Below are 14979 nucleotides of genomic sequence, written 5' to 3' on the forward strand. Positions count from 1 at the left end.
CAGTTGGCCTAGCCTTAATTAAATTATCTAAAGTTAAAAAAACTGCCTAAACCTAAGTTTGGGATTATTGGACGAGACCCAATACCTGGTTTATCACAGCGTCGATTGTCATATCAGAAGAATCAATAAAAAGCGCGCCATTCGCCAAGCTTAGTGGAGCCGTTGCCCGCTCCCTATCGCGACGATCACGTTCTTCTATGTCTTTTGTTAAGCCTGTAAGATTAGCATCAATTCCTTTTTCTTTCAACTGTTTATATCGACGCTCAGCACGTTTTTCGCTGCTTGCCGTTAAAAACACTTTATATGCTGCATCAGGGAAAACGACTGTCCCCATATCCCTGCCATCTGCAACCAATCCAGGAGCCTGTTTAAAATCCTGTTGTTTTTGTAGCAACACAGCTCTGACTTCAGGTAAAACTGCAATGATTGACGCCGCAATACCGGTTTTTTCCAGCCCTAACTGCGCCGTTATATCTTCGCCGTTCAATTTGACAGCCAAGTCATCACCGCATTCGAATTCCAACACCATAGCTCGCGCCATTTCAACAATCGCGGGAATATCGTCCAAAGCCACGGACTGCTTTAATAATGCAATAGCCAAGGAGCGGTAGATGGAACCGCTGTCCAGATAATGCCAGCCTAATTTTTTTGCCAGTAAGCGGCTGACCGTACCTTTACCTGCGCCGCTAGGGCCATCTATCGTCAAAACCGGAACTGTCACTTGCCTCATTCCTCGGTGCAAACTAAAGCCAAGCCCAAGTTCTTGACCAAATCCTTAAACTCCGGGAAAGAAGTATTGACGTTGGCACAATCACGCACGGTGATCGGTGCGTTGGCACGGAGTCCGGCGATGGAGAATGACATAGCGATACGGTGGTCGCCATGAGATTCAACTTCACCCCCACCAATGGGTTTGCCACCGTTGATAATCATGCCGTCAGGCGTCGGCTGGGCATCCACGCCCAAAATCAGCAAACCGTCCGCCATCACCTGGATGCGGTCAGATTCTTTCACGCGCAACTCTTCCGCGCCACTCAAACGGGTTTGGCCTTCGGCACAGGCAGCGGCGACAAACAACACGGGGAATTCGTCAATCGCCAATGGCACCAAATCTTCTGGAATATCAATACCTTTTAATGGGCTGTAAACGACATGCAAATCGGCGACTGGCTCGCCACCGACTTCGCGTGGATTCAACACCTCGATATTCGCGCCCATCAAACGCAAAATATCAATCACCCCCGTGCGGGTTGGATTGATGCCGACATGTTTCAACGTCACGTCCGAACCTGGCGCAATTGACGCGCCGACCAAGAAAAACGCCGCCGAAGAAATATCGCTAGGCACATCAATATCCATCGCCGTCAAGCTGCCTTCGGAAGAAATGATCGCCGTGCTGCCTTCGCGTTTGACCGGATACGAAAAGCCTGCCAACATCCGCTCGGTGTGGTCGCGGGTGGGCGCAGGTTCGGTTACGCGGGTTTCGCCTTGGGCGTACATGCCCGCCAACAACAAACAGGATTTGACCTGTGCACTGGCAATCGGCATCGTGTAATCAATGGCTTGCAACTGTCCGGCTTTACCGGTGATATGCAAAGGCGCAGTGCCATTTTCAGTGGTTTTGATCTCCGCGCCCATAGTCGCCAGAGGATCAGTGACGCGTTTCATAGGACGGCCAGACAAGGATTTATCGCCCGTCAACACGCAATTAAACGGCTGGCCCGCCAACAAACCGCTCAGCAAACGCATCGACGTACCGGAATTGCCCAGATACAGCTCACCTTCGGGCTTTTTTAAGCCGTGCTTGCCGACACCGTGGATAGTCACGCAACCATTCACCGGGCCTTCAATTTCCACGCCCATATCGCGGAACGCCTGCAAGGTCGCCAACGCGTCTTCGGCCTCCAAAAAGCCCGTGACATGCGTCACGCCATCTGCCAGGGAGCCGAGCATGATCGAGCGGTGCGACATGGATTTGTCGCCAGGGACGCGGGTTTCGCCGTGCAGTTTGCCGCCGGGTTGGATATGGAAAGTGATTGATTTTGACATAGTAGTTTCTATTTGGTTAAGAAAGCGTTGCCGCGCCTGATTGGCATACGAAAAGGTTGAAAAAAGTTGCTGGCGGCTATCGTCCTCCAGCATTTGGTAAATTTTGCCCAACTCGCTTTGCAACTCGGCAATCAAGGGCAAGATAGCCGGTTTGTTCGCCGCGCAAATGTCCGTCCACATGGTCGGGCTACTGGAAGCAATGCGGGTAAAATCTTTAAACCCGCCCGCAGCGTATTTAAAAATTTCACTTTGCTCGTCTTTATGGCCCAGCATATCGACCAGCGCGAAGGCGAGGATATGCGGCAAATGGCTGGTTGCCGCCAGAATTTGGTCATGGTGGGCGGCATCCATGATAGAAACCGCCGAACCCAACGCTTGCCAAAAGTCTTGGATTTTCCGCAAGGTTTCAGTATTAGTGCTTGCCGTAGGCGTGATGATGAGGCGTTTATTGGCAAATAACTCATCCACTGCCGCCAACACACCGCTTTGTTCACCGCCGGCAATCGGGTGGGCGGGGACAAAATTATCCGGCACGTAGCCAAACACAGCCTCAGCAGCAGCAAGCACACTACCTTTGGTGCTGCCGACATCGGTGTAAATCGTGCTCGACGACCAATGCGGATGCAATAATTTCAAAATATTGGCGATGCTCGCCACAGGCGTGGCAAGCAGCACCAAATCGGCTTCGGTGACCGCTTCGGCAATATCCAAATAAAATTCATCTATCACGCCGGTTTGCTTAGCGGTTTGCAGATTTTGCAAGTCTTCTTCGCGTCCAAAACCGACAATGTTAGTTGCCAAATTGTGTAAACGTGCGGTTTTGGCGATGGAACCGCCAATCAAGCCTACGCCGATGATGCAAAGCTTATTGAACATCAGCCCAAAACTTCACTTAACGCCTGTAAAAACAAGGTGTTTTCTGCGGCTGTGCCGATGCTGATCCGCAAGAAATTAGGCATTTCATAATTCGCCACGGGGCGGACAATCACGCCTTTACGCAACAAGGCTTCGTATACAGGCATCCCTTCACGCTTGACATCGACTGACACGAAATTGCCCGCTGACGGTATCCATTGCAAACCCAAGGCTTTAAAACCATCGGTCAGTAGTTGCATTCCTAGGCTGTTGTTACTGATGGTGTTGTGTAAGTGTTCTTCATCCGCCAAGGCCGCTTCCGCAGCCGCCAAGGCCAAGCTGTTGTTGTTAAACGGTTGGCGGACGCGGTTCAAAATATCGGCGATTTCAGGGCAAGACAGGCTGTAACCAACCCGCAAGCCAGCCAAACCGTAAGCTTTGGAGAACGTGCGGGTAATAATCAGGTTGGGGAATTTTTTTAACCAGTCTATGGAGTTGATGGCGGCAGTTTGGCTGACGAATTCAAAATACGCTTCGTCCAACACACACACAACCGTATCCGGCAATGCGCCGATAAACCGCTCCAATTCCGCTTGCGCCAATAACGTTCCGGTCGGATTGTTAGGATTGGCGATAAAAACCACGCGGGTTTTCGCCGTGACCGCCTGCGCCATACCGGCTAAGTCATGGCCATACTCTTTGGCTGGCACGACCACCGCCGTCGCCCCCACCGCTTGCGTCACCAACGGATAAACGGCAAACGCATGTTGCGAGAACACAACTTCCAACTCCGGGGTCAAAAACGCCCGCGCCACCAATTCCAGCAATTCGTTAGAGCCGTTGCCCAAGGTGATTTGGCTGGCATCCAGCGCATATTTGCTCGCCAAAGCCTGTTTTAACTGGAAACCGCTGCCATCAGGATACAAGGCCACAGCCGGCAAGGCTTTTTGGATCGCCGCTATCGCTTGCTTGCCTGGGCCCAAGGGGTTTTCGTTGGAAGCCAGTTTGATGATTTGTGTCAAACCCAGCTCGCGCTCCAGCTCTTCTATGGGTTTGCCGGCTTTGTAAGGGATTAATTTTTGCACACCTGTTACGGCGAGCTTGTAAATGTTTGGGTTATTCATGGGAATAATAAAGTATCAGTCATTGTTTGCGCCCGTCAATTTAAAGGGCAAAAGTTAATGAATCTGGGATAAATGGCTTGTATGTCGCCGCTTCCAATCGAGCAAGGTGGCAACCACCTTATTTTGTTGAGGAAATGGGCCTGAATAAAAACCTACGGACACATCACCCGTTTCGCATTGTTGTTTATCGGCACGGACATATTCATAGCTATTTTTTCTTTTGTCTTCACCAACAATGACATATCCAAAAAATTGATTGACTTCATCAAGGGAAGCATTCACATCTAAAACCGCGCTTTTTGAATAACCATCAGAATCGCTAATGGTGGCAACCCAAATTTTGGAAACAGCCTCCCACGGCACAAAAAGCCAGCTATTTTGAGGCTGCTTCACGCCAATGGCCCAAACAAACCGATTTGAATCACTAAAATACATACCCAGGTGATCTGCCAAAAACAAAGGGTTTGACGACCAAAAAACCAATCCTCTGGAATGGAATACCCCCAAAAAAATGACAGGTATCAGGACACAAAACAATAGGGACACCCACAATGGCATCATTTGCCAATTCTCAAAAACAACCTTCGCCATGAAAACGCCCAAGCCCAAAAAAACGATCCTTAGCAAATTAATGAACCATTTCGGTATGCAGGGGGCGTAGTGTTCCCATTGGAGTCTAGGCATTTCAGGGAGCATCTTGTTCACAGTTAAGTTGAATGCCGTTTACTTTGAAAAAACTTCTTGCAAATCAATTAATAGCTCTGGAAACAACAAAGGACTAGCCCTATCTTGCCGTGAGAACATATTAACCAATTGATATTTTTCTTCCGCATCGTCCAACACAAATTGCGACACGGTGGCTTCATAAGGATAAACCAGCCAATATTCTTTAACGCCCGCTTCTTGATAGAGCTGGAACTTGGTTTGGGTATCTTTTTGCGCGGTGCTTTTGGAAAGGATTTCGATAATCCAATCGGGTGCGCCTAAGCAGCCTTTGCTATCGAGCTTATCGGTATCACAAACCACGCATAAATCCGGTTGCACGACTGTGTAAATTTCTTGCGACGCTACCAACGATTTTTTCCGGTCATACAAGCGTACATCAAACGGTGCACTAAAGACCTTGCAATGCTTATTTTTTAGATAATAGCCAATATCCACCAGCAAATTTCTGGATATGCTTTGGTGGTTAATATTCGGCGCAGGACTCATCAAAATTTTCCCACGCAACAACTCCACCGCCTCATCGAACCGCCACGTCAAATAATCGGCGTAGGTGTAGGTTTGTTCCAAATCCAAATCAGATAGTTGGGTGATTTTTGCCATGCTCAGAACACCGCTTTCGGGTAAGAGCCTAATATTTTCAGCATATTGACTTGGTCTTGCAAAGCCGCCAACGCTCCCGCGACTTGCGGGTCGTCGGCGTGGCCTTGGATGTCGATAAAGAACACATAATCCCACAAACCTTGGTGCGAAGGACGGGATTCGATATTCACCATATCCACACCAAACCTCGCAAACGGCTCCAACGTCCGGTGCAATGCGCCCGGTTTGTTGCCCGTGGAAACTACTAGCGAAGTTTTGTCCTTGCCTGTCGAAGTCGAGGTTTGCTGGCCGATAATAATGAAGCGCGTGGTGTTGTTGGCAATATCTTCAATATTTTTTTCGATGACGGGCAATTGGTAAACATCAGCGGCGGCGATACCGGCAATGGCGGCAAATTGCTTATCGCTTGCCGCCAACCGCGCGGCTTCGGCGTTGCTGCTGACGGCGACACGTTGGGCGTTCGGCAAATATTTGTCCAACCATTGCCGACATTGCGCCAGGGATTGCTGATGCGAATAAATGGTGTTTATGTCCGCCAAATTTTCTGCCAAACCCAGTAGGTTTTGGTGGACGCGGATTTCCACTTCGCCGCAAATATTTAACGGCGACACCAGCAATCTATCTAAAGTATGGCTAATCACGCCTTCGGTGGAATTTTCCACAGGCACGACCCCGAACTGGCATAAACGGGTTTCAACGGCGTTAAAAATTTCGCTGATGGTCGCCGCCGGCACGGTTTTGACGGCATGACCAAAATGTTTGAACGCCGCTTGCTGGGTGAACGTGCCTTCCGGCCCTAAAAATGCCACTTCCAAAGGTTTTTCCAAGGCCAAACAGGCTGACATGATTTCGCGGAAAAAGCGGATGACTGTCTCATTCGACAACGGCCCTTCGTTCAACTCTTGAATGCGCCGCAATACCAGTGATTCGCGGTCAGGCCGGTAAAACGTGCCGACTTCACCTTGGGCGATTTTGGTTTTGGCGACTTCCATCGCACACGTTGCCCGCTGGTTCAGCAAACGCAGGATTTCTGCATCAATCGAATCGATTTTTTCCCTTAATTCGGCAAGCGGGGTGATGGCGGTCATGGCGGTCATGGCGGTTTTATCCGGTTAGTGCGTGCGTTCAAATTCCGCCATGAACGCAATCAAGGCATCGACACCCGCTTCCGGCATGGCGTTGTAAATGCTCGCCCGCATCCCGCCTACCGAGCGGTGGCCTTTCAATTCGTACAACCCATTGGCTTCGGCAGCGGCGATAAAGGCTTTATCCAAGCTTTCATCCGCTAAAATGAAGGGTACATTCATGCGCGAACGGTAAGGCACAGAAACGGGGTTGCGGTACAAAGCCGATTGGTCTATGGCTTGATACAGCTTCGCCGCCTTGGCGATATTGCGTTGTTCCATCGCGGCAACCCCGCCCTGCCCTTGCAGCCATTTCAACACCAAACCCACCAAATACCAGTTATAAGTCGCTGGCGTGTTGAGCATGGATTGGTTTTTCGCTTGCTCGGCATAATTGAACACCGATGGCGTCGTTTTAGGTGCGTGCCCTATCAAATCATCGCGGACAATGACGATGGTGACACCCGATGGCCCCATGTTTTTCTGGGTTCCGGCATAAATCAAACCGTATTGGCTGACATCAACCGGACGCGACAGGATATTGGATGACATATCCGACACCAGCGGTAAGCCTTTGCTGTCAGGCACACCGGAAAACTCCACACCGTGGATGGTTTCGTTGGACGTGTAATGCAGATACGCCGCGTCGGTATCAATCACCCAACCGGCAACATCAGGCACATGCGTGAATTTTTCCGCTTCGGAACTAGCGGTCAGCACCACGTCGCAATAATTTTTGGCGTCGCTAATGGCTTTTTCCGACCATGCGCCCGTTTTGATATAACAGGCTTTGGCTTTGCCATTGAGCAGGTTTTGCGGGATAAACGAAAATTGCCCCGATGCGCCGCCTTGCAAAAACAACACCTTATAATTGGCAGGAATTGCCATCAAACTACGCAAATCACTTTCCAGCTCTTCGGCGATAATGGCGAAATGTTTGCCGCGATGGCTCATTTCCATCACCGACATGCCGCTATCGCGCCATTCCAACATTTCTTGTTGGGCTTGCGCTAAAACCGCTTCCGGTAAGGTGGAAGGGCCGGCGCTGAAATTATAAACTCTGGACATTATTCTTCTCCTGATGGCTGTTCATCATCGGTATCGGCGACGGTATTTTCGCCAGTTAAATCATCGTCCTCGATACTGCCATCGTCATCCCCGGCCAAGCCCGCAATCCGGTCAACCCCAATGACTTTTTCACCTTTGTCCAAACGGATGATGGTCACGCCTTGGGTGTTACGTCCGACCACGGAAATTTCATCGACACGGGTACGCACCAGTGTGCCGCCGTCGCTAATCAACATGATTTCGTCGTTATCGTTGACCAGCACCGCGCCGACCACCGCGCCGTTGCGCTCAGAAGTTTGGATGGCGATCAAGCCTTGGCCGCCGCGCTTGTGGCAGGTGAACTCTTCGAGCTTGGTGCGTTTGCCGTAACCGTTTTCGGTGATGTTCAGCACCGTACCATCGGTGGCGATAATCAAGGAAATGACTTTATGGCCTTCTTGAAGACGCATCCCGCGCACACCGGAAGCGGTACGCCCCATCGAGCGCACGTCGGTTTCGTTAAAACACACGGCTTTGCCGGAGCTACAGAACAATAGGGCATTTTGCTGGCCGTCAGTGACCGCAACACCCACCAAAGTATCTTCTTCGCGCAAGTCAATGGCGATTTTGCCCGTGCTGCGTTGGCGTTCAAATTCGTTGAGCGGGGTCTTTTTGACCGTACCCGCCGACGTCGCCATGAAAATGAATTTATTGTCTGAAAATTCCTGGATCGGCAACAGCGCGTTGATTTTCTCGCCGTCTTCCAAAGGCAACAGGTTGACAAACGGCTTGCCACGCGCGGCGCGGCTGGCGACGGGCAGTTGGTACACTTTCAGCCAATAGACTTTGCCCAGCGATGAGAAACACAAAATCGTATCGTGGGTGTTGGCGACGATCAGCTTGTCGATATAATCGGTTTCTTTCATTGCCGTCGCCGATTTGCCGCGCCCACCACGGTGCTGGGCTTTGTAATCGGTCAAGGGTTGGGATTTGACATAACCTTCGTGAGACATAGTCACGACCATGTCTTCAACAGTGATCAAATCGCCATCGGACAAATCCAATTGGTTTTGGACGATTTCAGTGCGGCGCGGGTCGGAATACTGGTCTTTAATCGCCGTCAATTCTTCACGGATGATTTCCATCAAACGGCTGTCGTTGCTGAGGATATACAAATATCCGTCAATTTGAGTGAGCAATTCTTTGTATTCAGCGACAATCTTGTCTTGCTCAAGACCCGTCAAACGGTGCAAACGCAAATCCAGAATCGCTTGGGCTTGGGTTTCGGAAAGCTGGTAAATGCCGCCATGAATGCCAAAGGCTTCCGGCAAATCATCTGGCCTGGAACGGCTGGCATCGGCCCGTTCCAACAAGGAACCGACCAAGCCCGCATCCCAGGTTTTTGCCAACAAGCCGTCTTTGGCCTCTTCGCGGCTGGCGGAGGTTTTAATCAGCTCGATCATCTCGTCGATATTCGCCAACGCCACCGCCAAACCTTCCAGGACATGGGCGCGTTCGCGGGCTTTGCGGAGCAAATAAATCGTGCGGCGGGTGATGATTTCACGGCGATGGTCGATGAACGCGGCGATGATCTCTTTCAAGCTCATGCAATGCGGGCGGCCATCCAACAAGGCGACCATATTGATGCCGAACACGGTTTCAAACTGGGTTTGCTTGTAGAGGTTGTTCAACACCACATCAGGCATTTCGTTGCGTTTCAGCTCGATGACCATACGCATCCCATCTTTGTCTGACTCGTCGCGCAAACCGGAAATGCCGTCGATTTTGCCTTCTTTGACCAATTCGGCGATTTTTTCCAGCAACCGCGCCTTATTGACCTGATACGGCAGTTCGGTGACGATAATCGCCTGGCGGCTGCTGTCGCCGATGTCTTCAAAATGGCAACGGGCGCGTAGATAAATTTTGCCGCGTCCGGTGGTGTAGGCGCTGTAAATGCCGGATGCGCCGTTGATGATCGCTGCGGTCGGAAAATCCGGGCCCGGAATCAACTGCATTAATTCCATCACGGTGATTTCTGGATTGTCACAAAACGCCAGACAAGCGCTGATGACTTCACCCAAATTATGCGGCGGGATATTGGTCGCCATACCGACGGCAATACCGGATGACCCGTTGACCAACAAGGTCGGCAAACGGGTCGGCAATACCTGCGGCTCGGATTCGGATTCGTCGTAGTTGGGGATGAAATTGACGGTTTCCTTGTCAATGTCCGCCAATAATTCATGGGCAATTTTCGCCATGCGCACTTCGGTGTAACGCATCGCCGCTGGCGCGTCGCCATCGACCGAACCGAAGTTGCCCTGCCCGTCGATGAGCATATAGCGCATCGAAAATGGCTGGGCCATGCGCACCATCGTGTCATACACTGCCGTGTCGCCATGCGGATGGTATTTACCGATGACATCCCCGACGATACGCGCGGATTTTTTATAAGCTTTGTTCCAGTCATTGCCCAATTCGCTCATCGCGTACAGCACACGCCTATGGACAGGCTTCAGGCCATCACGGACATCAGGCAGGGCACGACCGACAATCACGCTCATGGCGTAATCGAGATAGGACTGTTTCATCTCGTCTTCGAGATTGACAGCAATAATTTCTTTAGCGAAGTTTGACATTGATCCCTATATAAACATAAACGCCGGATAACGAATGATACCGACCAGTTTTTTAATCTTTGTAAATATCGAATGCTTACCCGCCCCGTTTGATCCTTAACAGGTTGCGGACATCACCTAACAAGCCGCTTATTATAGCAAACCGCAAGCAGTGAGTCGAAACCGTTGTCGTCCATATAACAATGGCCACCACTGCCTCCAATTTCCTAGATGATTTGAAACCACAAATCAATTAAATAGGCTTTTATGAAATTTCTTCTACGGGCACTGACAATCTCATTATAATTATTGAAACAGCAACCATTCCAAGAACTTAATCAGCCCGCCCCATATCGACTTTTTTATCACTGATATTACGCACCAGCTACGGGGGATCAATTACCGTAGGTTATTGATCCCCCGCCAACCAGGGCAATATCAGCCAACCAATAACCCACACACTTCGTTGGATAACATCATGGCAAAAATAAAAGTAAGCACCCCGCTCGTAGAAATGGATGGCGATGAAATGACCCGTATCATTTGGGCCTATATCAAAGACATGCTGATCTTGCCCTATCTTGATATTGAGCTTAAATATTTTGATTTATCAATCACTAATCGTGATGCCACTGAAGACCAAGTCACTGTAGATGCCGCTAACGAAATCAAAAAATACGGCGTAGGGGTAAAATGCGCGACCATCACGCCTGATGAAGCCCGTGTGAAAGAATTTAAGCTCAAGCAAATGTGGAAATCGCCTAACGGGACTATCCGCAATATTCTTGACGGCACCATTTTCCGTGAGCCGATTATTTGCCGCAACGTCCCTCGGTATGTACAAGGCTGGACAAAGCCCATCATCGTTGGCCGCCATGCGTTTGGCGACCAATATAAAGCCACTGATTTTGTCGTGAAAGAAGCGGGCAAATTGACCATCACTTTTACGCCAACGTCAGGCGCAGCACCGGCCCACTATGATGTCTTTGACTTCCCCGCCAATGGCGTGGCAATGGCGATGTATAATTTAGACGACTCAATAGAAGGATTTGCCCGGGCCTGCTTTAATTATGGCCTAGCCCGCAAGATGCCAATTTATCTCTCAACCAAAAACACGATCCTGAAAAAATATGACGGCAGATTTAAGGATATTTTCCAAGCTGTATTCGATAAAGAATTTAAGGAAAAATTTGCAGCCGCCAACTTAACTTATGAGCATCGCTTAATTGATGATCTAGTCGCGTTTGCGATAAAGTCCGACGGTGGTTTTGTCTGGGCGTGCAAAAATTATGATGGCGACGTGCAATCCGATGTCGTGGCGCAAGGCTTTGGTTCACTAGGCTTGATGACTTCAGTCCTGATCACCCCTGATGGCAAAACCGTGGAAACAGAAGCCGCACACGGTACAGTGACCAGACACTTTCGGGAATACCAACAAGGCAAAGACACGTCCACCAACCCCATCGCCTCCATATTTGCCTGGACATCCGCGCTACGTTACCGTGGTGGGTTTGACCAAACACCAGCCGTTGTAGAATTTGCCGATAAATTAGAAAAAGCGACGATTGGCGCAGTTGAAGCGGGTTTTATGACCAAGGATTTAGCGTCTTTAGTGGGCAAAGGGCAAGAATATCTAAGCACCCAAGCTTTCATAGAAAAAATCGTGGCAAGAATGCAAGGAATGTGCATGGAATAAACTCGCGGATCAAGACCTGTCAGGTTTCTTGTACCCCAGAGGGTATCAAAACCTGACAGGTCTGACGAGCCGGTGCGGAAATTATTTCAAGTCCCGCCTGATCATAAACCTTTTTAACCAACACCCCTTTGCGCTGAATAATCACTTCCCACGACCCGACACCTTTTCTTTGCCTTTATTGTCGCCACTCTCGTAAATCCCCTGCCAAACAGTTTAACAGTGGCTATGACCACTATTTAGCTATTTTTAGGTAATTATTAGAGCATTTTTAACAGTATTTTTCTGTGATTTTTCGACAGGCATAAAAAAACCGCTGATTAAGCGGTTGATTTATTTGATAAGTTTGGAGGCTGCGGCCGGAATCGAACCGGCGTAGATGGCTTTGCAGGCCACTGCATAACCATTTTGCTACGCAGCCATATCTCGAAATAAAAAAGCCGCGAGGTTCGCGGCTTTTTGAATTTATTGGAGCGGGAAACGAGATTCGAACTCGCGACCCCAACCTTGGCAAGGTTGTGCTCTACCACTGAGCTATTCCCGCACTGGAATTTATCTTTGTAATTATAAAGATTTTATTATTAACGTCAACTTAATTTTTACTGAACATCAATCGACAAAGCCCAACCTGAATTGCCTTTGCACTCGCCTTCTTCAATTTGAACCTTCGAGTAGGCATTTTTCTTGCCGTAGGCATCTTGTAATTCAAGAATAGTCACAGCGGTTCCTTGTGGCATGTGTTGGCAAGCACCATTTCTATCGGCTTCTTCGGTGTCATCATACGCAGCGATGGTGCCAGGTACCGCCACTAAACGAACAGTTGCATCTTTATCATAGGCGTTCGCGCTTTTTAATACATATTGTTGACCCACAACAAGATTTTTAATGACTGGGCCCGAAACTGTTTTTGAATCACCACCGCCCATCATCATTATGATTATGATTATGATTATGATTATAAGAAGAGCGACACCGCCCACTGCACCCAAAAATACTTTTGGATTTTTATCTTTTAAGTCCATTAGATTGGAAAGAATGTTGTCCGCAACCCTTTTTGGCACTTCCGGTGTGGCAGTATTTTCTACAGTTTGGTTTTCGTTTTCTTCATTGCTCATTTTTCATCCTCACGATAGTTCAGTTTTATTTATTATATTTATACATCATTGCTGGAAGCGTTTTTTTCGCGTTTCCCATGCAAGCTTGCGCTTCAACAATCCCTTAACTTTAAGTAGTTAGATGAATAATTGATAACCACTTGTTCCTCCAACTTACCACGATGCCAATTCTTTTCAAGTGCATTAGGGCTATTAATTATTATTTATTCTGGCTGATAAGGCGATTTCCAAGAGATTTCCAAGAATGGATGCACCCAAATCACCCAGGATTTTTTCTCATTTTCAAGGCGTAAAAATAGGCACATAGCGGATTATGTAACTGTTTTTACAACGCAGACGCTGTCCATGTATGGACAAGGATCGCAGCGACAAATGGGCGAAAAGACTAGCGGGTTGGGTATATTCTTCACCGGAAATCGCCTAAAGTATCGACTTTTTTATTCGTTGTCCATTTTCTTTTTTTCGGGCGATTTCGTGCATTCAAATTGCCAATATCCCAGACCAATGTTTTTTTTGTTTTTCAAAGCGATATTAAATTCCTCATGTTCAATGAACAGGCGGATCATATCACCTGTTTTGAGTATGAAGGTATCGGTGATCAAATAGCTTTTTGATTCTTGATCTTTTACCTGATAAAAAAGTGCTTTTTTAAAAACTTCGTTGCTTCCCGTGTTTATAGGGAAATAATTGACGGCTATGGCATTGGCAGTCAACAACGCCATACCAAAATTGAGCTTGCCATTCTCTTTCTCTACGACAAGCCTATCGACAATGCCTAATCCGCGCCTATTGACCGGGGCATCGGCTTTTCTAAAACTGACCAGGCTACCAACCGACAAAACCCCCGGTTTTTTAAAGATACATGACAAATGCCGGTTCGAAACTGACTGGGCGATAAACTCCAACTCGTCTTCCTCCGATACATCAAGCGTTTTCTGTAACTTGTAGGTGGCCGTCAAACCGATAGCGATGTAACGGTCTAATCTGTCGCCAAATAGCGAAGCACTTTCATGAGGAATTCCCGACCATCTTTGTTTAAGGTAATTGAGCAATTCTACGGTTAGCATTTCGGGCGAGCTGCCCATTATGTTTAATGCGGCAAATCTTGATTCTGAGATGTTAAAACCGGTTTTTTTTGTATCTAGTGCCGGATATAACGCGGTAAAATCAACATAGAACCTGATCGAATCAGATTGGATAGCATCCCCTGCCTGAAAGAAGGGTGGTTTATCCTCATCAGCCAAAATAACACATTGCCTGAGCTGGCCAATAACAGGTTGGCTTTTAAAACTTATAAGTGAACTCAATGTCTGTGTAAAACTATAAACCAACTTAATTTCCCGTTGCATCAAACCTTTAGGATCTGCAAGCAATAACAAAATAGTTTCGATATAAATCTCTTCAGGGCTACTGGTTTTATTCGCGGGATTGACATCATCATTCAGCGCGATTTGCGTCGTTTGTTTTTTGAGCCTGATACTGAGCTTGTATAACGAATGAATATCCATCCATATCCAGTCAGGCACAGCCATACCCATTATAAAATAGCTTTTGACAATTTCGCTTAAGCCCTTGATGCAACGCTGTATCGACAACGGGGTATTTTTACCCTGGAACCAGCTTACCGATTGGGCGGTAAATTCTTTCAACGCAATCCAATAACTCAAGGTAAATTCTTTCTCAAGGGCAACCAAAAATCTTAACGTTTTCTTTTCACTTTCTTCTTTAGGAAAATCAGTCTTCATCAACCTTGAACGCAAATATTCTTCGATAGCAAGAAAACTCGACCTTAATTTTTCCAGGGTATCCAAGCGCAATTGCGCGGGCATTTTTATGCCATTGAGACCGGTAATATAGTCATATACCAATCTTGAGGCCAATAGGGGATTGGCAATTGGCAAATTAGATATCCATTGTTCCAAAATTTTTTCATCAAACTCCTTCAGCCGCTGAGGACTGTTTTCTTGCTTTGGAATGACTAGAAAAAATGAATGTTTCAATTAATTATCCACCCGGTTTTTTGAGAAA

The 14979-nt window shown here is 48.0% G+C and carries 11 protein-coding genes and 2 tRNA genes; 1 reads left to right on the top strand and 12 read right to left on the bottom strand.

Features of this window, described 5'->3' with window-relative positions:
- Window positions 1-64: 64 nt before the first annotated feature.
- The 8 genes from cmk to gyrA all read right to left on the bottom strand — a co-directional run bounded on the left by cmk (window position 65) and on the right by gyrA (window position 10164).
- The gene (cmk, locus tag PHH59_RS08465; RefSeq protein WP_300014152.1) at window positions 65-730 is read right to left on the bottom strand and encodes a (d)CMP kinase; all 666 of its coding nucleotides are present in this window, start codon (window positions 728-730) and stop codon (window positions 65-67) included.
- Entirely contained in the window at window positions 727-2925 is a 2199-nt protein-coding gene (locus PHH59_RS08470; RefSeq protein ID WP_300014155.1) for a bifunctional prephenate dehydrogenase/3-phosphoshikimate 1-carboxyvinyltransferase, read from the bottom strand. Before PHH59_RS08470 ends, cmk begins: the two co-directional genes overlap by 4 nt.
- The gene (gene hisC / locus PHH59_RS08475) at window positions 2925-4028 is read right to left on the bottom strand and encodes a histidinol-phosphate transaminase (RefSeq protein WP_300014158.1); all 1104 of its coding nucleotides are present in this window, start codon (window positions 4026-4028) and stop codon (window positions 2925-2927) included. The genes PHH59_RS08470 and hisC overlap by 1 nt, the downstream gene beginning before the upstream one ends.
- A 54-nt stretch (window positions 4029-4082) precedes the next feature.
- Window positions 4083-4619 (bottom strand): hypothetical protein, encoded by a 537-nt coding sequence (locus tag PHH59_RS08480; protein WP_300014161.1) that lies wholly within the window; start codon window positions 4617-4619, stop codon window positions 4083-4085.
- Window positions 4620-4751: 132 nt separating this feature from the next.
- The gene (locus PHH59_RS08485) at window positions 4752-5354 is read right to left on the bottom strand and encodes a Uma2 family endonuclease (RefSeq protein WP_300014164.1); all 603 of its coding nucleotides are present in this window, start codon (window positions 5352-5354) and stop codon (window positions 4752-4754) included.
- Between the two features lie 2 nt (window positions 5355-5356).
- Window positions 5357-6442, bottom strand: a complete 1086-nt coding sequence (gene pheA / locus PHH59_RS08490) for a prephenate dehydratase (protein WP_300014393.1) — start codon at window positions 6440-6442, stop codon at window positions 5357-5359.
- Between the two features lie 24 nt (window positions 6443-6466).
- Window positions 6467-7546, bottom strand: a complete 1080-nt coding sequence (serC, locus tag PHH59_RS08495; protein ID WP_300014167.1) for a 3-phosphoserine/phosphohydroxythreonine transaminase — start codon at window positions 7544-7546, stop codon at window positions 6467-6469.
- Window positions 7546-10164 (bottom strand): DNA gyrase subunit A, encoded by a 2619-nt coding sequence (gene gyrA / locus PHH59_RS08500; RefSeq protein WP_300014171.1) that lies wholly within the window; start codon window positions 10162-10164, stop codon window positions 7546-7548. The genes serC and gyrA overlap by 1 nt, the downstream gene beginning before the upstream one ends.
- A 457-nt stretch (window positions 10165-10621) precedes the next feature.
- Between gyrA and PHH59_RS08505 the strand changes: the two genes are divergently transcribed.
- Complete coding sequence (locus PHH59_RS08505; RefSeq protein WP_300014174.1) at window positions 10622-11839, top strand: NADP-dependent isocitrate dehydrogenase; 1218 nt, start codon at window positions 10622-10624, stop codon at window positions 11837-11839.
- A 344-nt stretch (window positions 11840-12183) separates the two neighbouring features.
- On the opposite strand, the gene PHH59_RS08510 is transcribed toward PHH59_RS08505, so the two are convergent.
- From PHH59_RS08510 to PHH59_RS08525, 4 genes are all read right to left on the bottom strand, one after another.
- Window positions 12184-12257, bottom strand: a tRNA-Cys gene (locus PHH59_RS08510).
- A gap of 48 nt (window positions 12258-12305) precedes the next feature.
- Window positions 12306-12380: transfer RNA gene (locus tag PHH59_RS08515), tRNA-Gly, on the bottom strand.
- Window positions 12381-12435: 55 nt separating this feature from the next.
- Complete coding sequence (locus PHH59_RS08520) at window positions 12436-12951, bottom strand: hypothetical protein (RefSeq protein WP_300014176.1); 516 nt, start codon at window positions 12949-12951, stop codon at window positions 12436-12438.
- Between the two features lie 437 nt (window positions 12952-13388).
- Window positions 13389-14951 carry a hypothetical protein gene (locus PHH59_RS08525; RefSeq protein ID WP_300014179.1) on the bottom strand — a complete coding sequence of 521 codons (1563 nt, stop codon included), beginning with the start codon at window positions 14949-14951 and terminating at the stop codon, window positions 13389-13391.
- Between the last annotated feature and the right edge of the window lie 28 nt (window positions 14952-14979).

Origin of the sequence: Methylovulum sp. (assembly GCF_028687615.1) — a bacterium.
GTDB lineage: Bacteria > Pseudomonadota > Gammaproteobacteria > Methylococcales > Methylomonadaceae > Methylovulum.